Below are 19416 nucleotides of genomic sequence, written 5' to 3'. Positions count from 1 at the left end.
CATCGTTAAGGTAAATGTAATTTTCGTGATTCGAAGCGAGTCGGTGCGCCCTGAATTCATCCGATGAATCCTGGTCAGCGGTACATTCAAATTAATTCGCACTTCCAATTAAATACGATGCACGTATCACACCGCTTGAGCGCATTCGCGCAATTGCTGCGCGAGGACACCAATTGTTTCGTCGAGCGTCGCGGTGCTGCGCCTAAGAATGCCGATCGGCTCCACGCCCTGCGGGGCCGGCACGTCGATCTGCACGAGCAGCCCAGCGTCGATGTCACTTTGCGCGACGCGCTGCGGCACGACCCACACGGCGTCCGAACCCGCGACGATCAAGCGCGCCACCGAAGCCGATTGCGTTTCGATCGCGCCTTCAGGCACGGCGAAGCCGTGCGTTTCGAAAAACGCCTCGGTGTGATGGCGCGGCGCGGTGCGCTCGCCCGCGATCACGAGCGGAAAGCCGAGCACGGCGCCAAGCGAGGGCGCGCCGCTTTCGTTCGCGAGAGGATGCCCCGCGCGCACGACGACGAGGAGCGATTCCGTGTAGAGATATTCGAACGACACGCCCTGCAACATCGCCGGCTCGGCCATGCGCCCCACCATCAAGTCGAGCTCGCCGGCTTTCACTGCACGCAGCAGCTCGGCATTCGAGTCGGTATGAATTTTCACACCCACTTGCGGACGCAACGCCTTGAAACGCAGGAGCGCTTCCGGCAGCAACGCCGTCGCCACGGTTGGCAGTGCGCCAAGGCGCACCGCTGGCGCTGCGTGCGCGTCCTGCCGCGCGAGTGCGAGAGCGGACGCCTCGACCGCGCGCGTCGCGTCGAGCGCATAGCGCAGGAAGCGCTCGCCCTGCACCGTGAGCGCCGCGCCGTTTCGCCCGCGTTCGACGAGACGCGCGCCCGCCCATTGTTCGAGCTCCACGAGCGTCTTCGAAACGGCTGGCTGACTCAAATGCAAACGCGCCGCCGCGCGTGCGAGCGTGCGCTCCTGAGCAATCGCCACAAAACAGTTCAAATGCCGCAGACGCAGCCTCGACGCGAGTTGCCGCTTTGCCTCTTCCGCCGCTTCGCGGGCGGCGTCTGCATCGATGTCGGCCTTCGCACGCCGCCGGAATTCTTTATTTTCCATAACCTGACGTTATGAAATTTTCGAGAATAAGTCAATTTACATAACCTCCCGTCAACCCTACATTGGCGCCATTGATATCAACCACTCGCAAACAAGGAGCAGGGAGACATGGCCACGATCGTTGGCGGCATCGCCGTTTCGCACACCCCGACCATCGGCTTCGCGCACGACGCGCACAAGGAGCAGGATCCGGCTTGGGCGCCGATCTTCGAGAGCTTCGAGCCGGTCAAGCGCTGGCTGCGCGAACAGCAGCCCGACGCCATCGTCTACGTCTACAACGACCACGTGACGTCGTTCTTCTTCGACCATTACTCGGCGTTCGCGCTCGGCATCGGCAACGAATACCAGGTCGCCGACGAAGGCGGTGGCGTACGCGACCTGCCCGGCATTGGCGGACACGCGGCGCTCGCACGGCATATCGGCACGAGCCTCATGAGCGACGAGTTCGACATGTCGTTCTTCCAGGACAAGCCGCTCGACCACGGCTTCTTCTCGCCGATGTCAGCGCTGCTCGACCGCACGGAAACGGGCTGGCCCACGCGCGTGGTGCCGCTGCAGGTGGGCGTGCTGCAGTTCCCGATTCCTACCGCCCGCCGTTGCTTCAAGCTCGGCCAGGCGTTGCGACGCGCGATCGAGAGTTATCCCGAGGACCTGCGCGTGGTGGTGATGGCGACGGGCGGCCTCTCGCACCAGGTGCACGGCGAACACGCGGGCTTCAACAACGTGGACTGGGACCACCGCTTCCTCGACGCCATCACGAACGACCCGCAAGCGCTCGCGGAGATGACGCATGCGGAGTACGCACAACTGGGCGGGCTCGAAGGCGCGGAGGTCATCATGTGGCTGATCATGCGCGGCGCGCTGAGCGGCAACGTGAAGAAGGTGCACAGCGGCTACTACCTGCCTTCGATGACGGGCATCGGCACGCTCGTGCTCGAAAACACGGCGATGGCGCCAACGGGTGAGGCGCAGGCGCGGCACCGCCAGCACATGGCGCGGCAACTGGCCGGCGCGGAGAAGCTTAAGGGCACGTATCCGTTCGGGCTCGAATCGAGTGTGAAGGCGTACCGGCTTAACAAGTATCTGCACGCGATGGTCGACGAGGGGCATCGGCGCGCATTTCTTGCGGACCCGGAGCGCTCGTTTGCCGAGGCCGGGCTGAGCGAAGAGGAAAAGGATCTCGTGCGCCGCCGCGACTGGCGCGGGCTGATTCACTACGGCGTGATCTTCTTCATGCTGGAAAAGCTGGGCGCAGTCGTTGGGACTTCGAATCTTCACATCTACGCGGCCATGCGCGGAGAGACGCTTGAAGATTTTCTCAAGACGCGCAATACGCGCGTGCTCTACTCAGTGGCGGGCGATGTGGAAGCCAGCGAGGAATGGCAGGAAGGGGAAGCGAAGTAAGCGTTAGTGGCGGCCGCCTGGGTGCGGCCGCCGCTTTCATACGCGAGCCTGCACTCAATCGAGCGCCCGATCATTCGGATGCGCAAACAGCTCCCGATTCTCGTTGGACAACGGATAGTTCAGGTTCATCCCCTTGGGCGGAACGGGCTGCGTAAACCACTTGGTGTACAGCCGCTCCGCGTCACCCGAAGTCTGCAGGCGAGCGATCACGCCATCGGCCAGTTTCTTGAAGGCGGGGTCGTCTTTGCGCACCATGCAGCCATAGACCTCGGAGAGCGGCGGCGTGCCGGTGATCAGGTAGTCCTGCTGGTTCGCCTCCTTGGCACGCGCGCCGTACAACAGCGGCTCGTCCATGACGAAGGCGACCGCACGCCCCGTCTTCACGTTGAGAAACGACTCCGCGTGGTCTTTGGCGGCGATGAGTTGCATGCCCATCTTCTTGTCGTTGTTCATCTCGCGCAGCAGCCGGTCCTCCGACGTGCCCGCCGTGGTCACGACCGTCTTGCCCGCCAGATCGGGAAAGTCCTTGATCCCCGAATCCTTCTTCGCAATCAGGCGCACGCCGTATTGGAAGAAGCTGTTCGTGAACGCCACCTGGTTGTCGCGATCTCTCGTGTGCGTGGTCGAGCCGCACTCGATATCGATCGTGCCGTTTTGGACCAGCGTAATGCGGTTCTGCGAAGTGATCGGAATTTCCTTGACCGTGAGCTTGTCGAGCTTCAGTTCCTTTTTCACCTCGTCGACGATCTTCAGCGCGATATCCTGCGCATAGCCGATCGTGTGCTGCTCGCTGTCGTAGTAGGAAAACGGCACCGACGATTCCCGTACGCCCAGGGAAATCACGCCTGTATCGCGGATTTTTTTAAGGGTAGCGCTCGTGGTGTCTTGCGCCTGAACCGGCGCGAGATACGTGCATCCCATGACGACTGCTGCGAGCGTTGCAACCTTTTTCATCGAGTCTCCTCCGGATGGTCTCTCGGCGTTTCTTGCGCCGTACCCGAGTATTCATGGCTCGCAGCGATGCGGCAAATGAAATCGGTTGCGTCGACATAACTCAAGGTTAAGTCGTTAGTGGAGGAGCGCTGTTTGGAGCGATGTCAGTTCGTCGGTCAGGCAGTTGCGCAGCTGAGCGCTACTGCTGCGCTCGGCGCGAAGCTGTGCGTCGAGGGCGAGAACGATCTTGCCTAGGGTGTCGATACTGTTGAGCAGTGGGTCGGGGTCGTGTTTCGGTTCGTCGGGCTGAACAGATTCGGCTTGCGGGTGCGGGGCCGGTTCCGGTTGAGGATTCGGCTCCTCCACTGGAGGCTCAGGCGGCACATCGAGCGCCGGGGTATCCGCTTCGAAATCGAACAGCGACTTGAATAACATGGGGAGTTTCATGGCAAGGACCGGCGGCCTGGGGGACGAGGGGCGGGTATCTTCGCACCGGCTCGAAATTGTTCATCCTGAAAACTTGTGGGGCTGTGGAAACCTGGTTGGTTGGCAAGACGAATCCACCACGTTTCCCAAGGCGGAGAACGAGAATGCGCGACGTGAATATGAGCGGTCCGTTTTCTTATCCGTCACCAATCCACGCTGACTCAACGAACAGACCAGTGCTCGCAAAGCACTTGCGCACGGCAAACCATAGCGACATCGGGTAGATATATTAGGTTCGAATTTTCATATTTCCTTGCAGATTAGAACGGGGTTGATGGTTACCATTTCACCATATCCGACAAACTACGAAGGAACTTATTCTGGGCAACTCGCGTTTCGTAAACACACTGTTCGTATATTGCTGGAAACATTGATCCATCAGGCGATTTCTCCCATTTCGACCCGGCATCGCGCTGCAAATTGCAGAATTTTGTAGCCGAGCTCTCCGCTATCACATATTGATCAAGCAACGTAGCGTGATCGTTTCGAGCGGGTATAGTGGCACGAACGCTTCTATACAATTTTTCGTTTTCTGCGAGTAAATCAATACTCAGGGCTCGATAACATAGCGCATCGCCATAGCCCCCGCCTAAATGCTTTAAGCAATCGGAACTGGTCTTAGCGGAGGCAGCCCCGGAAAGCATAAAAATCGACACGAGACAGGTAACATGCGTCCTAGTGAGAAGCATCATAAACTCCCGCTGCAAACAACCGCGCTTCGGCGAAGCGTCGATGTCCAACACCCTTATTTGTGCCGACGCGATATTTCAATATATAGTCGAACATTTCTCGATATTCGGCCGCGTTTGTTTTTTTGACAATCTCCTTTGCTCCGTCGTTGTGACCGCAATTAAAGATGATGCTTGCGAGAGCGTCATATTCGAACTGAAATAACGGAACCTTAACATCTGAATTTATTCGATCCTCTACACGATCAATAGCCTTCTTTTTAAACGCGCGGGCGCGCTCAAGACTGATCGTATCACCCACTTTTATCTTGTCGGCAGGATAAATACGATGTCCACACCCCACCGTTGGGATGCCAACGTTGTCAAGGTACGCCGTAAGGATGAATCCCTCTGTTACCTCATGGCCTTTATAGACTCCATTCAAAACTCCCGACTCCCAAACGGCAATGAACGAAATGCCATCGTCACTTATAGTCCACGGCTTGCAAAAGCGCTGTGTGTAGGCCGTGACGATTGAGTTAGGATCGGTGTTCGTCGTTACGACACAAAGTGCGTCAGGCATTACGCCTCCTGTCTGTGACCAAAGTGATTTTTCTTCCCGGCCTTGTTGTATTGGTTAATACGGCCAATCATTTCACCACCCGTAGTGGTGCTGCTGCCGTCTGCAACGAGTCGATCAAACATGCCTACCCCCTGTGACCGAGAAAAATAGCGATACTTCTCGCGCCATCCGTTACATGTCTCGCAGTGCGGCCTGCGCGGTCGGTAGTGCCGTGAATCAAGGCGCCATTTGGTAGACGTAGCGTGTAGTACGTATCCGCGAGCGGGCGCCCGTTGCCGTCCCTGAGCGCAATTTGTTCGTCATATCTGCCGGGATCGCTGCCAGCCATCGACTGACCTGCACCCGTTGCTTCTCCCAACTCGTGCGCATCGAACACATGCCAGGCGCTGTTCTGCGAGGCCAGGAGTACCGGCGGCGGATCGCAGTTGCACAGGCAGATATCGCCTTCCACGGCCTGCTGCTTGCCCATCATGGTTGCCTTCCGGTGCGGCCCCTTCCAGCCAATCACGCCTTCCGAATTGCACGCGGGACACCATATCTTCGCGCCGATGAACGTCATTGGCGTGCCGTGGTGCCTGCAACTGTCGATGCCTTCGAGTACAACACCGTCAGACGTTGTCTTGTCTCCAAGTTTCAGAATGGCTCGTCTCATGCGGCCACCCCAACGTGTCGCTCCTGTCGGTCTGACATTTCCATTACTCCATGTATCGTGCCGGCGCCGCAACGCGATCGGCGATGCCCCTATGCTGGATGGACACGCTAACCGCTCACAACAGGACAATTCCCAAATCGGTACGCAGTCCGATTCATTGCACATGAACACATTGAGACATACCGACACTGCTTGAGCGTCGTCAATCAACCACGCGCTAGCGAGAACTGGGGATACACCTTGGCGGCCTGCTACGCCAGTTCGATGGGACGGGATGTGCGCTTTAAACGCTTGCAGTTGTTCCTGGCATGTTCATCCAATTCAGGGCGCGCTCGATAACAGGAAACGAGGGGCAACGTGCACTGAACAGGGTTGGCAGATCGGGTGTGTCTCCGGCAGACGCGGCACCGCATTGCCGGGCGGGCCACTGCCTTCAGCCAGTGTGCGGTCATGATCGGCGGCGGAGCGCTTGAGCAACACGTGTCCGCTGATGATCATCGATTGGTTGTCCGCACAAAACAGATGGTCTGGTTGGATTGTTGTCTGAGCCGAAGCCAACAGGTGAGCATTTTGAATCTGAGCGGAACAGAAGTTCATGGAACTCGCACAAAGCCGCCCAAAGTTACCCACAAATTTTGTTGGCAGCCCTGTGCGTAACCCTTGGAAGACCGCATCAAGTCCTTGATGCGTTTCAGTTAACCCACAGCGTTCCCAATCGCAGCAACGGCAGCTCGAACGCCCTCGAAACCCACCCACCTTTTCCACAGATTTTGTTGGCAGCCCTGTGCACAACTTCTGGACAGCGAAGCTAAGCCGTTGATCGCAAACACCAATGCACCACGCGACAGAGAAGTTGCACGTTTTGGAGGCAATGGACTTGTCCACAGTTAACGGGGAAAAGTCTGTGCATACACCCCCCAACATCCGCGCCAATCCATTGATAGCACAACGGATTTTCCCGTTGCGCGCAGATCGCCTCACGCGCCCCAACAATACGCATACCCCTAAAGTTTGTAAGGGAAATGCCGTTATGCCTCGCTGTGTTGTTGGGTCTCAAGCGGACCCCATCGAAGGAATCTCATGCGCAACAATCAACCCGTCACGCAACAGGAATTCGACTATCCCGCTTCGCAGATGCTCGTCTCGGCCACCGACCTCAAGGGCCGCATTCAGTACTGCAATCCTGCGTTCGTCGCGGTATCCGGCTTTACGAAAGAAGAACTGATCGGCAAGGCGCATAACATCATCCGGCATCCGGACATGCCGGCAGAAGCATTCGCCGATCTGTGGGAAACCGTCCGTGAAGGTCGCCCCTGGACCGCGATCGTCAAGAACCGCCGCAAGTCCGGCGACCACTACTGGGTGCGCGCGAACGTCACGCCCGTCTCCGAGCAAGGCACGGTGGTCGGCTATCTGAGCGTGCGCGTGAAACCCACGCGCGAGGAAGTCCGCACCGCCGAAGCCTTCTACGCGCAAATGCGCGAGGGCCGTCTGCAAGGCGTGCGGCTGCGCCACGGCTCCGTGGTGCGCACGGGCCTCGTGGGCGCGCTGCAGTCGCTGCTGCGCGTGCCTATCGCCACGCGCATCGCGTTCGGCTATGGCGCCGTGCCCACCGTGTTCGCCGCTGCCGGCGTCGCCGCCTGGCAAGGTCTGCCGCCGCTGCCCTTCTGGGGCGCGTTCGGCGCCGCCTGCGTGTGCGCGCTCGGCGCCTGGCGCCTCACCACGCGCCATCTCGGCGCGCCGCTCGCGCAAATGACCACGGCCTCCTTGCGCATGGCCGCGGGCGACCTCACGGCCACGCTCGCGGTCGCCACGAACGACGATCTCGGCGACGTACTCCAGGCGCTCAACCAGTTGCAGGCCAATCTCACGGCGATCGTGTTCGACGTGCGTTCGCAGATCGACGGCATGCTCGACGCCGCGCACGAAATCTCGAGCGGCAATCTCGATCTCTCGCGCCGCACGGAAATGCAGGCCGCATCGCTCGAAGAAACCGCGGCCACGATGGATCAACTCACGACCACCGTGCAGGCCAATGCCGAAGCGAGCGCCCGCGCGCTCGATCTCGCGCGCGACGCGCAGTCCGCCGCCGCCGAGGGCGGTTCGATCGCGGCGCAGATGGAGCGCACGATGTCGGGCATCACCGACGCTTCGCGCCGCATCAGCGACATCACCGGCGTGATCGACGGTATCGCGTTCCAGACCAATATCCTCGCGCTCAACGCCGCCGTCGAAGCCGCGCGCGCGGGCGAAGCGGGCCGCTCGTTCGCCGTGGTGGCGGGCGAGGTGCGCATGCTCGCGCAGCGCTGCGCGGCGTCGGCCAAGGAGATCAAGCAGGTCGTGGACGCGAGCGTGAACGAGATTGCCGAGGGCACGCGGCTCGTCGGCAACACGACTGCGCAGATGCGCTCGATCGACGAAGCCGTGAGCCGCGTCTCGTCGATCATCACCGAGGTCGCAAACGCGAGCGGCGAGCAGGCCGAGGGCATCCGCCAGGTCAATCAGGCCGTGGCGCATCTGGACAGCGCCACGCAGCAGAACGCCGCGCTCGTCGAACAGGCCGCCGCCACGGCGATGCGGCTCGCCGAACAGGCCGACGTGCTCGACGAAGCCGTACGCCTCTTTACCGTCGCGGGCGCGGAAGCGGCAAAGCGCTCGAAGCACGCTCGCACACCCGCACGCCGCGAGAGCGTCAATCTCGCCGAAACGGCCGGGGAGATCGCAGCATAACGACCTCGGCTGCCGGTCCCAATGGTCTGAGAGATCGGCGTTAGTCCCATCTCGACAGTGCGGCGCCCGGGCGGCACCATGAAAACCGTCAGCAAGCCGTACCACGGTTTGCTGATCCGAGTAACAACGGCGTTTCAACGGCTCACCTGGCCTGCCCGGGTGAGCCGTTTTTTCTGTTGCGCCCGCCTCTCGCCTGGCATCGCTTTGCTTCGCAACCATGACAGCGGTGCAACGCGCAACGCATTTCGCATGGCCCGTTGCAGGGCGCGCAAAAACGGGCGGCGTGGCGGCGAGTCGCGTTACACTGGCTGGCCAGGGTCGCGGCACAGCGATCTCGCTGTGTGTGTCGGCGCTCACTTGCATAAACACGCCGTGCAGCCGACCCCGTACAATGGCTCGACCACCCAACGCACGAGGACAATATCAATGCGCACGACCGGGTCTTCCGGAAACATGACCCTGCTCACCGAGCATGACGACGCGACCGGACGCGAACTGCGTTCACTGCGCCTCGAATCGGCGGCCGACGGCAAAAGCCTCTTGCTGGTCGAAGTCGACGAGCGCAAGCCTGGCATCCATCGCGAAGTGCGTTACGAAATCACGCCGGCCGAGCTGATCGCGGCAATTCGCGCACAAGGTGCCGAGCTGCCCGGGGAATCACACACGCGCTAAGCGCACGGAAAAAGGCGTCACGAGCGCGGCACGCATCGTCTCGTGTGCCGCGTTCTGACGCTTTCCGCTCATCTCGCGCCCAGCGCGACCACCGCTTCTCAATCCGGCGCTTTTTTCACATGCCCGCCGCACACGGCAGGCATTCGCACGCGCTCCTACAGGGGGTCGCTTGCACGCCTACGAAATGCGTCCATAATCTTTACGTTACCCTCCTATCTTTCCCGTTCATCGCTTAAACGCGCAACGGAAGTAAGCCGATGCTACATGACCTCATCGCGCAGTACGGGCCTGCGCTGGTGTTTATCAATGTGCTCGCCGGATCGCTAGGGCTGCCCGTGCCCGCGATGCCCGCGCTCGTGTTGTTCGGCGCGATGGCGGCCATGCATCCCGGATCGATCGGCCAGCAGGTCGCGCCGGTGCTCGGGCTCGCCATCTTCGCCATGCTGATCGGCGACAGCGTGTGGTTCATGGCCGGGCGCCTCTACGGCGGCAACACGCTCAAGACGCTCTGCAAACTCTCGCTTTCGCGCGACACCTGCGTAAAAAAGACCGAACGCTTTTTCGGCCGCTGGGGCGTGCGCGTGCTCGCCATCGCCAAGTTCGTGCCGGGACTGTCGCTTGTTTCCGTGCCGTTGGCCGGCGCGATGGGCGTGCCCTACCGCCAGTTCGTCGGCTTCGACGGCATCGGCGCGGCGCTGTGGTCCGGCACCGGGCTGCTTATCGGCGTGATGTTCGCACCGCAGATCGACATGATGCTCGCCGGTGCAAGCCGCCTTGGGCGCTTTGCCGCTGTCGTGGTGGTCGTGCTGCTGTTGCTCTACGCGACCTACCGTTGGCAGCGCCGCCGGCAACTCATCAAAAAGCTCGCGAGCGCACGCATCACGGTGGAGGATCTCTTTCATGCGATGGGCGGCAAGCCGCCGCCCGTGGTGTTCGACATTCGCTCAGAAGAAAAGCGCAAGCTCGATCCGTACATCATTCCGGGCGCGGTATTCGCCGACGAGCGCAAGCTCGAGGAGATCGTCGGCAAATATCCGAACGACCAGAAGCTCGTGATCTACTGCTCGTGCCCCAATGAAATTTCCGCGGCCTGGATGGCGAAGAAGCTCGTCGAGGCCGGCTTTACCGATGTGGTGCCGCTCCTCGGCGGCCTCGATGCGTGGCGCGATGCAGGCCGCACGCTCGAGTCGCTCCAGCTGATGGCCCACGCCGAAGTCCCGGTCAACATCACGCCTAAAGCTGTCTGATCCGGGCGGCCCGCTCCCGAGCCGCCCGCACGAGGAGAACCGCCAGATGGGCACGATCACCGAAGCCGAGGTTCCGGAATCCGCGGAACTTCCTTCCGCGAGCCGCCACTCCGACACGCAGCCGCAACCCGCCGATGCGCCGTTCTCGACGCTCTCCACGCGGCGCCACCAGATGTTCCCGCAGCTCACCGACGACGAAATCGCGCGCCTTGCCCGCTTCGGCGAGCAGCGCCACTATGCGGCGGGCGATCTGCTCTTTCGCACGGGCGAAACCGGTCCTGGCATGTTCGTGCTGCTCTCCGGTTCGGTCAAAGTGTTCCAGCGCGACGGGCTGGGCCGCGAGCGGCTCATCGTCGAACATGGGCGCGGGCATTTCCTCGCCGAAGTGGGCCAGCTTTCGGGCGGCCCGGCGCTCGTGGACGGCCTCGCGCTCGAACCCGTCGATGCGATCCTGATTCCGCCTGAGCAGTTGCGCGCGGCCATCGTCGCCGAAGCCGAGCTCGGCGAGCGCATCGTGCGCGCGCTGATCCTGCGCCGCGTCTCGCTCATCGAAAAGGGCGCGGGCGGCCCGATTCTCGTGGGCAAGCACGACGATCCCTCACTCGTTTCGCTGCAAGGCTTTCTCTCGCGCAACGGCCATCCGTATTCGGTGGTCGACGAACGCGACGAAGGCATGCTCTGTGTGGTCGAGCGTTTCGCCGCGCGCTGCGAAGACCTGCCGCTCGTGATCTGCCCCGACGGCTCGGTGCTGCGCCATCCCAGCGCGCCCGAACTGGCCACGTGTCTGGGCATCCTGCCCGAGCTCGACGGCCAGCGCGTCTACGACGTCGCCGTGGTGGGCGCGGGCCCGGCCGGTCTCGCCACCGCGGTGTACGCCGCCTCCGAGGGCCTTTCGGTGATCGTGCTCGATTCGCGCGCGCCGGGCGGCCAGGCGGGCGCAAGCTCGCGCATCGAAAACTACCTGGGCTTTCCCACCGGCATCTCGGGCCAGGCGCTCGCGGGCCGCGCGTTCGTGCAGGCGCAGAAGTTCGGCGCGCACGTGGCCATTCCGGTCACGGTGCGCAGGCTGTTCTGCGATGAGGAACCGCGCCGGCTCGAAACCTGCAGCGGCGACGTGCGCGCGCATACCGTGGTGATCGCGAGCGGCGCGGTGTACCGCAAGCCCGCGATCGAGGGCATCGACCGCTATACGGGGCGCGGGATCTATTACTGGGCCTCGCCGGTCGAGGCGAAACTCTGCAAGCACGAGAACGTCGTGCTGGTAGGCGGCGGCAATTCGGCGGGCCAGGCGATCGTCTACCTCTCCACGCATGCGCGCCAGATTGACGTGCTGATCCGCAAGACCGGATTCGAATCGACGATGTCGCGCTATCTGATCGACCGGATTGCGTCGCTCGCGAACGTGCGGGTGCACGGACGCAGCGAGATCGGCGGCCTGGGCGATGACGGCGGCACGCTCACGTCGGTGCGTTTGAAGACGCCGTGCCCGGAAGGCATCGACCATTTCGATTCGCGCCACCTGTTCCTCTTCACGGGCGCCGACCCGAACACGGGCTGGCTGCGCGAGTGCGGCGTGAAGCTCGACCCGCACGGCTTCGTGCTGACGGGCGACAACGAGTCGTGCAGCCTCGCGACTTCGGTGGAGGGCGTCTACGCAATCGGCGACGCGCGCGCGGGCTCGACCAAGCGCGTGGCCGCCGCGGTGGGCGAAGGCGCGGCCGTGGTCGCGCAGATCCATCAACGGCTCGCGGCGCTGCGGCCGGTGACGGTTGTTGCGGGCGTCCATGCGTGAGCGCGGTGCGAACGTTGCTGATATTGCAGAAGCGCCGAAGGTTGCCGACGCCGGTTCGCCACTAGTTCTGCCGCTCGCGGCGGCGCGCACGCTGCACCTCGCGGCGCAAGGGCTGCTCGCGCCGCCTCGCCGCAAGGCAACGCAGGACGACGTGCTCGACGCCATCCGCCGCATGGCGCAATTGCAGATCGACACGATCCATGTGGTCGCGCGCAGTCCTTATTTCGTGCTGTTCAGCCGCATTGGCGCGTTCGAGCCGGCCTGGCTCGACGCGCATCTCGCGCAAGGGCGCCTGTTCGAGTACTGGGCGCACGAGGCGTGTTTCCTGCCGATCGAAGACTACGGGCTAATGCGCCATCGCATGCTCGATCCTTCCGGCATGGGCTGGAAATACGCGGCCGAGTGGCACGACCAATACCGCGAGGAAATCGATGCGCTGCTCGAACGCATTCGCGCCGATGGCGCCGTGCGTTCCGCCGACTTTGCACGCGCCGAGGGCGACAAGGGCAACGGCTGGTGGGACTGGAAGCCGGAGAAGCGGCATCTGGAAGTGCTGTTCGCAACCGGCGCGCTGATGGTGGCCCAGCGGCACAACTTCCAGCGCGTGTACGACGTGGCCGAGCGCGTGTTGCCAAACTGGAACGACGCGCGCGATCTGCCGCCGCGCGCCGAAGCGGAACGCGAACTGCTCTTGCGCTCCTGCCGCGCGCTCGGCGTGATCCGTGCGGACTGGGCCGCCGATTACTTCCGCCTGCCGCGCCGCCCGTATGCCGAAGCGCTGCATGCGCTCGCCGACGCGGGCGAGTTGCTGCCGGTGCGCGTGGAAGGCTGGAAGCACGACGCGTTCGTGCATCGCGAGCACGCCCCGCTCATCGACGACGCGGCGAGCGGCAAGCTCGCCTCCACAGTCACGTCCCTGCTCTCGCCTTTCGACCCGGTCGTGTGGGACCGCAAGCGCGCGCTGGCGCTATTCGACTTCGACTACGCCATGGAATGCTACGTGCCGGCTGCGAAGCGCAGGTACGGTTACTTCGTACTGCCGATCTTGAACCGCGGACGGCTTATCGGGCGTGTCGACGCCAAGGCGCATCGAGGGCAACAGGTGTTCGAGGTGAAGTCGCTGCATCTGGAGCCCGGCGTGCGCGCGAGTGGCCGTCTGGTGGCCGACTTGCGCCGGGCGCTGCAACGTTGCGCGGACTGGCACGGCACGCCGGAACTGCGCATCGGCGCCGCGCCGGACGGCCTTGCGGCCGCCCTGCTGGCTGTGTGAGCGTACGGCTGCCGGATTGGCGAAAGCTGGTTGGCAACAGCGCAGCCGCACGCGTTGGGAAAGACTAGTGCTCCAGCTTGGCGCGCAGTTCGCGCGCCGCCTCCAGCAAACCTTCGTAGCCCGAACGCGCGTGCTGCGGCAGGTCGGGGTCGCCCACCAGCGCACCCAGCGTTTCAACGAGACTGAAGACGAGGCCCTTGGCCGCGCCCGCCGCGATCTTGCCGGATTTCACGCCTTCGTCGACGTGACTGAGGGCGGCGTTCAGACTCTCCAGATCCGGTTGCGATGAACCCTCGCCAGGTTTTTGAGCGTCCTGCCTTTGCGTGTCGTCGCTCGTCATGATGAAGTCGATCTCCCTTGGTGAGCAGTAGTCAAAAGAATCCCGCACTTTTTAATGTTATATACCCATCGGGTGCGGGCGTCCATTCGACGGCCGGCAGCGCGAGAGGCAACGCCAAGTGTGCTCCCGAATCTTCTCACCTTTGCCGCCGGCGCGCAGTGGCCTCGGGCGCGGCGGCTTGTCGCTTCGCGACGCGTGGCGGTGAGAAAACGCCCTGAAATCAGCGCTAATGTGGATTTCGCGCGATGGATTGGCGGGTGCCACGGCTCGCTTCAGACGTTTGCGAGGCGCGCGCTTCGGCCTCTCCCGCAAACGCTCACCTTTGCGCTTCGAAGCGTGGGTTCAAGCGGCTTCGAGTGCGGCGCTCGATCCACTTTCGCTCACCGCATCGCATGCCGGTTTTGTGTTTTTCCCTTGTTTTCAAGGCAGATTTGCTCGCGACGGCCCGAGCCTCACGCTCGCGCAATGCGTCGCAAGGTGCGTGAACCGGTGCAAACCTGCTCACTCCCGAAAAGCCTCACCTATCGGTTGAATGTCGGCGCGAACCTCAGCGTCGGCATCGAAGCGAGGCCTGAACGAAGCGGAGCAATGCGGTATCGTATGTCGATGTCTACAGATGCCAATGCGAGGAATCACACGATGAGCTACGCAACGAACGCGCCCGCCCGCAAAGAAATCGACTCGCTCGGCGGGGGCGCCGTCGTCGAATTCGGCACCGACTGGTGCGGCTATTGCCAGGGCGCGCAACCGCTGATCGGCGCGGCGTTCGAGCGCAATCCACAGGTGCGCCGCCTGAAAGTGGAAGATGGACCGGGCCGCGCGCTAGGCCGCTCGTTTCGCGTGAAGCTCTGGCCCACGCTCATCTTCCTGCGCGACGGCGTGGAGGTCGCGCGCGTGGTGCGTCCGCAAAACGCCGCCGAACTCGACGAGGCATTCGCTTCGCTCGCCTAGTCTCGCGAGGCTGCCAAACACGGTCCGAACGATCCGCGCGGACCGCTCCCGAAAAACCTCACCTTTACGCGCGAGCCCGCTGAAGGCGCTCGCCGTACTCACTCCTCGAGCCCGGCGAGCAGATCGTCGATCGCGCGATACACGCGCTCGACCACCTCCGGCCCCACCTCCGCCTCGAGTGCCTTGTACCGCGCCTCCAGTTCTTTGGAAATCGCTTTCACGAGCTGATGGCTTTTCTTCGTGAGCGAGACGAGCACGCGCCGCTGGTCGTCGGCGAAACGCTCCTTCGTCACGAGACCGAGCGCCTCCATGCGCGCCAGCACGCCAGCCATGCTCGGGCTGGATATCGTGCACAGGTCGGAAATCTGCCGCGGTTCGAGCGGTCCGCTTTCGTTGAGCGCGCGTATCACGCGCCATTGCTGCTCGGTGAGGCCGTGCGACGTGATGAGCGGGCGAAAGCGCTCCATCATCTTTTCGCGCGCGCGCAACAGCAGCATGGGCAGGTTGCGGTGCGCAACGCGAGTGGTCGGACGCGAGGTATCGGACATGGCGGTTTCAACAAAACAAGGAACGGGGCGCCCCAGGGGAAACCCGAAAAAATCTCATCGACGATTGACGACGGATCATAGCAAGCGCACCATCACTCACATATTAGTGTTTCTGTGAAGCGAATCCAAGCCATGTTTTCCGTTGCCGATCACCTGCTGCACGTCGAAGGCGAGGCGCTGCCGCGCGACGTTGGCGCCGAAGCCGTGCGCGCGTTGCTCGCCACGGGCGCGCGCTGCCGGCCGCCTGTGAGCGGCGCTGTCTACGGCACGCTGCTCAACGACCGCCACGCGCTCGAAGCGCTCGGCGACGCCGTGAACGCGCCCCCCTATAAAGCGCCGCCGCGCGCGCCCATTCTCTATCTGAAGCCGCGCAATACCCACGCCGGGCATCGTGCGCGCGTGGCCGTGCCGGGCAGCGAAGGCGTGCAAGTGGGCGCGTCGCTCGGCATCGTGATTGGACGCGCCGCCACACGCGTCGCCGTGCATGAAGCGTTCGATTACATCGCGGGTTATACGCTCGTGGCCGACCTGAGCGTGCCGCATGCGAGCGTCTATCGTCCTTCGGTGCGGTTTCGAGCGCGCGACAACTTCTGCGTGATCGGCCCTGCCGTGGTCGCGCGCCGTCATGTGGCCGATCCCGATCAGCTTGTCATTGCCGTGAACGTAGAAGGCGGCGCCACCTTCAGTGCGACTACGGCTACGAACGTTCGAGGCGTCGCCCAGTTGCTCGCCGACGTCACCGACTTCATGACGCTCGCCCCTGGCGACGTCGTCACGCTCGGCGTGCCACATGGTGCGCCCGTGGTTCAGTCCGGTGCGCGCGCAACCATCGTCATGAGTGACTGGGCGCCGCTCGAAATCGAATTCGTCGCGGCAGGCATGGTGCCGGGAGAACAGCCATGATGCGCGGACGCGTTGCCTACGCAGGCGCGATACACGAAGCCACGCCCGAAGGCGGCCGCGTGCGGCTCGCCGACGGTCGCGTGCGCGAGGAGCATGAAGTTGTGTGGCTCGCGCCGTTCGAGCCCGGCACGATCTTCGCGCTCGGCCTCAATTACGCGGAACACGCGAAGGAGCTGCAGTTCTCGAAGCAGGAGGAGCCGCTCGTGTTTCTCAAGGGGCCGGGCAGCGTGATCGGCCATCGCGGCACCACGCGCCGCCCCGCCGACGTTACGTTCATGCACTACGAGTGCGAGCTTGCCGTCGTGATTGGCCGCACGGCGCAGAACGTAAAACGCGAGGAAGCCATGCAGTACGTGGCCGGCTATACGATCGCGAACGACTACGCGATCCGCGACTATCTGGAGAACTACTACCGCCCGAACCTGCGCGTGAAGAACCGCGACGGCGGCACGGTGCTTGGGCCCTGGTTCGTCGATGCGAGCGACATCGCCGACGTCAACGCGCTCGGCCTGCGCACCTACGTGAACGGCGAACTCAAGCAGAACGGCAACACACGCGATTTCGTCACCGGCATCGCGGAACTCATCGAGTATTTGAGCGGGTTCATGACGCTCGCGCCCGGCGACGTCGTTCTGACCGGCACGCCCGAAGGCGTCGTCAACGTGAATGCAGGCGACAAAGTGGTGTGCGAGATCGACGGCCTGGGCCGTCTGGTCAATACCATTGCAAGCGATGCCGAGTACGGGCGCTGATCCGGCAACGAATCGAATACTGGACTGATTAGACATGCGAATCGAACATCTGATTAACGGCCGCGCGCACGCAGGGCGCGACTATTTCGAAACCGTGAATCCGGCGAACCAGGACGTGCTCGCGGAAGTGGCGCGTGGCGGCGCAGAGGAAGTCGACCTCGCCGTGCGCGCGGCGAAAGACGCCTTTCCCGCGTGGGCCGCGAAGCCCGCCGCCGAGCGCGCGAAGGCCATTCGCAGGCTCGGTGAGCTGATCGCGAAGAACGTGCCGGAGATCGCACAAACCGAAACGAAGGACACGGGCCAGACCATTTCGCAAACGGGCAAGCAGCTGGTGCCGCGCGCAGCCGACAACTTCAGCTACTTCGCCGAAGTCTGCACCGCCGTGGACGGCCACACGTATCCCACGTCCACGCACCTGAACTACACGCTGTTTCATCCCGTGGGCGTATGCGCGCTCATCTCGCCCTGGAACGTGCCGTTCATGACCGCCACGTGGAAGGTCGCGCCTTGCCTCGCATTCGGCAACACGGCCGTGCTGAAGATGAGCGAGCTGTCACCGCTCACGGCCTCGATGCTCGGCCAGCTCGCACTCGACGCGGGCATTCCGGCAGGCGTGCTCAATATCGTGCACGGCTATGGCAAGGAAGCGGGAGAGCCGCTCGTCGCGCATCCCGACGTGCGCGCGGTTTCGTTCACGGGCTCCACAGCTACGGGCAACCGCATCGTGCAGGCTGCGGGCCTCAAGAAGTTTTCGATGGAACTGGGCGGCAAGTCGCCGTTCGTGATCTTCGACGACGCCGATTTCGAACGCGCGCTCGACGCCGCCGTGTTCATGATCTTCTCGAACAACGGCGAGCGCTGCACAGCCGGCTCGCGCATTCTCGTGCAGCGCTCGATCTACGCGACGTTCGCGCAGCGCTTCATCGAGCGCGCGAAGCGCATCACCGTGGGCGATCCGCTCGACGAGAAAACCATCGTCGGCCCGATGATCAGCCAGGGCCATCTCGCGAAGGTACGCAGCTATATCGAACTCGGACCGAAGGAAGGCGCCACGCTCGCGTGCGGCGGCCTCGACGCGCCCGCGTTGCCCGATGCGGTCAAAAACGGAAACTTCGTTCAACCAACCGTGTTCGTCGATGTCGACAACCGCATGCGCATCGCACAGGAGGAAATCTTCGGACCGGTCGCGTGCCTGATTCCCTTCGAAGACGAAGCCGACGCGATCCGTCTTTCCAACGACATCGCCTACGGCCTCTCCAGCTACGTGTGGACCGAGAATACGGGTCGCGCATTGCGCGTGGCGGCCGCCGTCGAAGCGGGCATGTGCTTCGTGAACAGCCAGAACGTGCGCGACCTGCGTCAGCCGTTCGGCGGCACGAAGGCTTCGGGCGTGGGCCGCGAAGGCGGCACGTGGAGCTACGAAGTGTTCCTCGAGCCGAAGAACGTGTGTGTGTCGCTCGGCTCGCATCACATTCCGCACTGGGGCGTGTAATGGGCAAACTCGCGCTCGCCGCGAAGGTCACGCACGTGCCTTCGCTGTACCTTTCCGAACTGGACGGCCCGCACAAGGGTTGCCGCCAGGCCGCCATCGACGGTCACCATGAGATCGGCCGGCGCTGCCGCGAGCTGGGCGTGGACACGATCGTCGTGTTCGATGTGCACTGGCTCGTGAACAGCGAGTATCACATCAACTGTGCGCCGCGCTTTGAAGGCGTCTACACGAGCAACGAGCTGCCGCATTTCATCAAGAACATGCCGTACGCGTACCCCGGCAATCCGCAGCTTGGTCACCTGATCGCCGATGTCGCGAACGAAATGGGTGTGAAAACGCGCGCACATAGCGAAACGACGCTCGACCTCGAATACGGCACGCTCGTGCCCATGCGCTACATGAACGGCGACCAGCATTTCCGCACCGTTTCGGTGGCTGGCTGGTGCATGTGGCATGACCTCGCCATGAGCGCGCGCTTCGGACTCGCCGTACGCCGCGCGATCGAGGAGCGCTACGACGGCACGGTGGCGATACTCGCAAGCGGGTCGCTGAGCCACCACTTCGCCAACAACGGCACCGCCGAGCAATTCATGCACAAGGTCTGGGACCCGTTCCTCGAAACGACCGATCGAAACGTTGTGGCGATGTGGGAGCGCGGCGACTGGAAAACCTTCTGCGACATGCTGCCGATGTACAACGAAAAGTGTTGGGGCGAAGGCGGCATGCACGACACGGCCATGCTGCTCGGGGCGCTTGGCTGGGACCGCTACGAAGGCCGCGCGGAAGTCGTCACGCCATATTTCGGTAGCTCGGGCACCGGGCAGATCAACGCGATCCTGCCCGTCACGCCCTTGCCGGCTTGAAC

At 62.9% G+C, this 19416-nt stretch carries 19 protein-coding genes; 11 read left to right on the top strand and 8 right to left on the bottom strand.

Annotation, left to right across the window (positions count from 1 at the left end):
• Positions 1-126 precede the first annotated feature (126 nt).
• The gene (locus U5A65_RS08860) at positions 127-1128 is read right to left on the bottom strand and encodes a LysR substrate-binding domain-containing protein (RefSeq protein WP_321946047.1); all 1002 of its coding nucleotides are present in this window, start codon (positions 1126-1128) and stop codon (positions 127-129) included.
• 108 nt (positions 1129-1236) lie between these two features.
• Here U5A65_RS08860 and U5A65_RS08855 point away from each other — a divergent pair, with 108 nt between their 5' ends.
• Complete coding sequence (locus tag U5A65_RS08855; RefSeq protein ID WP_321946045.1) at positions 1237-2532, top strand: gallate dioxygenase; 1296 nt, start codon at positions 1237-1239, stop codon at positions 2530-2532.
• A gap of 54 nt (positions 2533-2586) precedes the next feature.
• On the opposite strand, the gene U5A65_RS08850 is transcribed toward U5A65_RS08855, so the two are convergent.
• The 5 genes from U5A65_RS08850 to U5A65_RS08830 form a co-directional block, all read right to left on the bottom strand.
• Positions 2587-3486 carry a transporter substrate-binding domain-containing protein gene (locus U5A65_RS08850; RefSeq protein WP_415764450.1) on the bottom strand — a complete coding sequence of 300 codons (900 nt, stop codon included), beginning with the start codon at positions 3484-3486 and terminating at the stop codon, positions 2587-2589.
• A 114-nt stretch (positions 3487-3600) separates the two neighbouring features.
• Positions 3601-3912, bottom strand: a complete 312-nt coding sequence (locus U5A65_RS08845; protein ID WP_321933987.1) for a hypothetical protein — start codon at positions 3910-3912, stop codon at positions 3601-3603.
• 714 nt (positions 3913-4626) lie between these two features.
• Complete coding sequence (locus U5A65_RS08840; protein WP_321933988.1) at positions 4627-5202, bottom strand: lysozyme; 576 nt, start codon at positions 5200-5202, stop codon at positions 4627-4629.
• Positions 5202-5324, bottom strand: a complete 123-nt coding sequence (locus U5A65_RS08835) for a hypothetical protein (RefSeq protein ID WP_321946044.1) — start codon at positions 5322-5324, stop codon at positions 5202-5204. The genes U5A65_RS08840 and U5A65_RS08835 overlap by 1 nt, the downstream gene beginning before the upstream one ends.
• Before the next feature lie 2 nt (positions 5325-5326).
• The gene (locus U5A65_RS08830) at positions 5327-5854 is read right to left on the bottom strand and encodes a PAAR domain-containing protein (RefSeq protein WP_321933990.1); all 528 of its coding nucleotides are present in this window, start codon (positions 5852-5854) and stop codon (positions 5327-5329) included.
• A 1080-nt stretch (positions 5855-6934) separates the two neighbouring features.
• On the opposite strand from U5A65_RS08830, the gene U5A65_RS08825 reads away from it, so the two are divergent.
• From U5A65_RS08825 to U5A65_RS08805, 5 genes are all read left to right on the top strand, one after another.
• Entirely contained in the window at positions 6935-8584 is a 1650-nt protein-coding gene (locus tag U5A65_RS08825; RefSeq protein WP_321946043.1) for a methyl-accepting chemotaxis protein, read from the top strand.
• A 426-nt stretch (positions 8585-9010) separates the two neighbouring features.
• The gene (locus U5A65_RS08820) at positions 9011-9256 is read left to right on the top strand and encodes a hypothetical protein (RefSeq protein ID WP_028207914.1); all 246 of its coding nucleotides are present in this window, start codon (positions 9011-9013) and stop codon (positions 9254-9256) included.
• A 257-nt stretch (positions 9257-9513) separates the two neighbouring features.
• Positions 9514-10503 carry a DedA family protein/thiosulfate sulfurtransferase GlpE gene (locus tag U5A65_RS08815; RefSeq protein ID WP_321946042.1) on the top strand — a complete coding sequence of 330 codons (990 nt, stop codon included), beginning with the start codon at positions 9514-9516 and terminating at the stop codon, positions 10501-10503.
• A 46-nt stretch (positions 10504-10549) separates the two neighbouring features.
• Complete coding sequence (locus tag U5A65_RS08810) at positions 10550-12295, top strand: FAD-dependent oxidoreductase (RefSeq protein ID WP_321946040.1); 1746 nt, start codon at positions 10550-10552, stop codon at positions 12293-12295.
• Positions 12288-13565 (top strand): winged helix-turn-helix domain-containing protein, encoded by a 1278-nt coding sequence (locus U5A65_RS08805; protein ID WP_321933994.1) that lies wholly within the window; start codon positions 12288-12290, stop codon positions 13563-13565. Before U5A65_RS08810 ends, U5A65_RS08805 begins: the two co-directional genes overlap by 8 nt.
• A 64-nt stretch (positions 13566-13629) precedes the next feature.
• On the opposite strand, the gene U5A65_RS08800 is transcribed toward U5A65_RS08805, so the two are convergent.
• Positions 13630-13905: a hypothetical protein gene (locus U5A65_RS08800; protein ID WP_321946038.1), complete on the bottom strand. Its 276-nt coding sequence runs from the start codon at positions 13903-13905 to the stop codon at positions 13630-13632.
• 639 nt (positions 13906-14544) lie between these two features.
• Between U5A65_RS08800 and U5A65_RS08795 the strand changes: the two genes are divergently transcribed.
• A complete protein-coding gene (locus U5A65_RS08795; protein ID WP_321933995.1) occupies positions 14545-14856 on the top strand; it encodes a thioredoxin family protein in 312 nt (103 codons plus the stop codon).
• A gap of 98 nt (positions 14857-14954) precedes the next feature.
• Here the strand turns inward: U5A65_RS08795 and hpaR are convergent, their stop codons facing one another.
• Complete coding sequence (gene hpaR, locus U5A65_RS08790) at positions 14955-15353, bottom strand: homoprotocatechuate degradation operon regulator HpaR (protein WP_133183917.1); 399 nt, start codon at positions 15351-15353, stop codon at positions 14955-14957.
• 183 nt (positions 15354-15536) lie between these two features.
• Between hpaR and U5A65_RS08785 the strand changes: the two genes are divergently transcribed.
• Genes U5A65_RS08785 through hpaD form a run of 4 tightly spaced genes read left to right on the top strand, consistent with a single transcriptional unit; the run spans position 15537 to position 19414 of the window.
• Positions 15537-16307: a fumarylacetoacetate hydrolase family protein gene (locus U5A65_RS08785; protein ID WP_321914455.1), complete on the top strand. Its 771-nt coding sequence runs from the start codon at positions 15537-15539 to the stop codon at positions 16305-16307.
• Positions 16304-17059, top strand: coding sequence for a fumarylacetoacetate hydrolase family protein (locus U5A65_RS08780; RefSeq protein WP_321946036.1), 756 nt, complete (start codon positions 16304-16306; stop codon positions 17057-17059). The genes U5A65_RS08785 and U5A65_RS08780 overlap by 4 nt, the downstream gene beginning before the upstream one ends.
• A 34-nt stretch (positions 17060-17093) precedes the next feature.
• On the top strand, positions 17094-18551 hold the full coding sequence (gene hpaE, locus U5A65_RS08775; RefSeq protein ID WP_321946035.1) for a 5-carboxymethyl-2-hydroxymuconate semialdehyde dehydrogenase: 1458 nt from the start codon (positions 17094-17096) through the stop codon (positions 18549-18551).
• Positions 18551-19414: a 3,4-dihydroxyphenylacetate 2,3-dioxygenase gene (hpaD, locus tag U5A65_RS08770; RefSeq protein WP_321946034.1), complete on the top strand. Its 864-nt coding sequence runs from the start codon at positions 18551-18553 to the stop codon at positions 19412-19414. The genes hpaE and hpaD overlap by 1 nt, the downstream gene beginning before the upstream one ends.
• The last annotated feature ends 2 nt before the right edge of the window (positions 19415-19416 follow it).

This window comes from Paraburkholderia sp. J10-1, from assembly GCF_905220165.1.
Lineage (GTDB): Bacteria > Pseudomonadota > Gammaproteobacteria > Burkholderiales > Burkholderiaceae > Paraburkholderia.
Note: the sequence above shows the minus strand (reverse complement) of the source record. Positions and strands in the feature narration are given on the sequence as shown.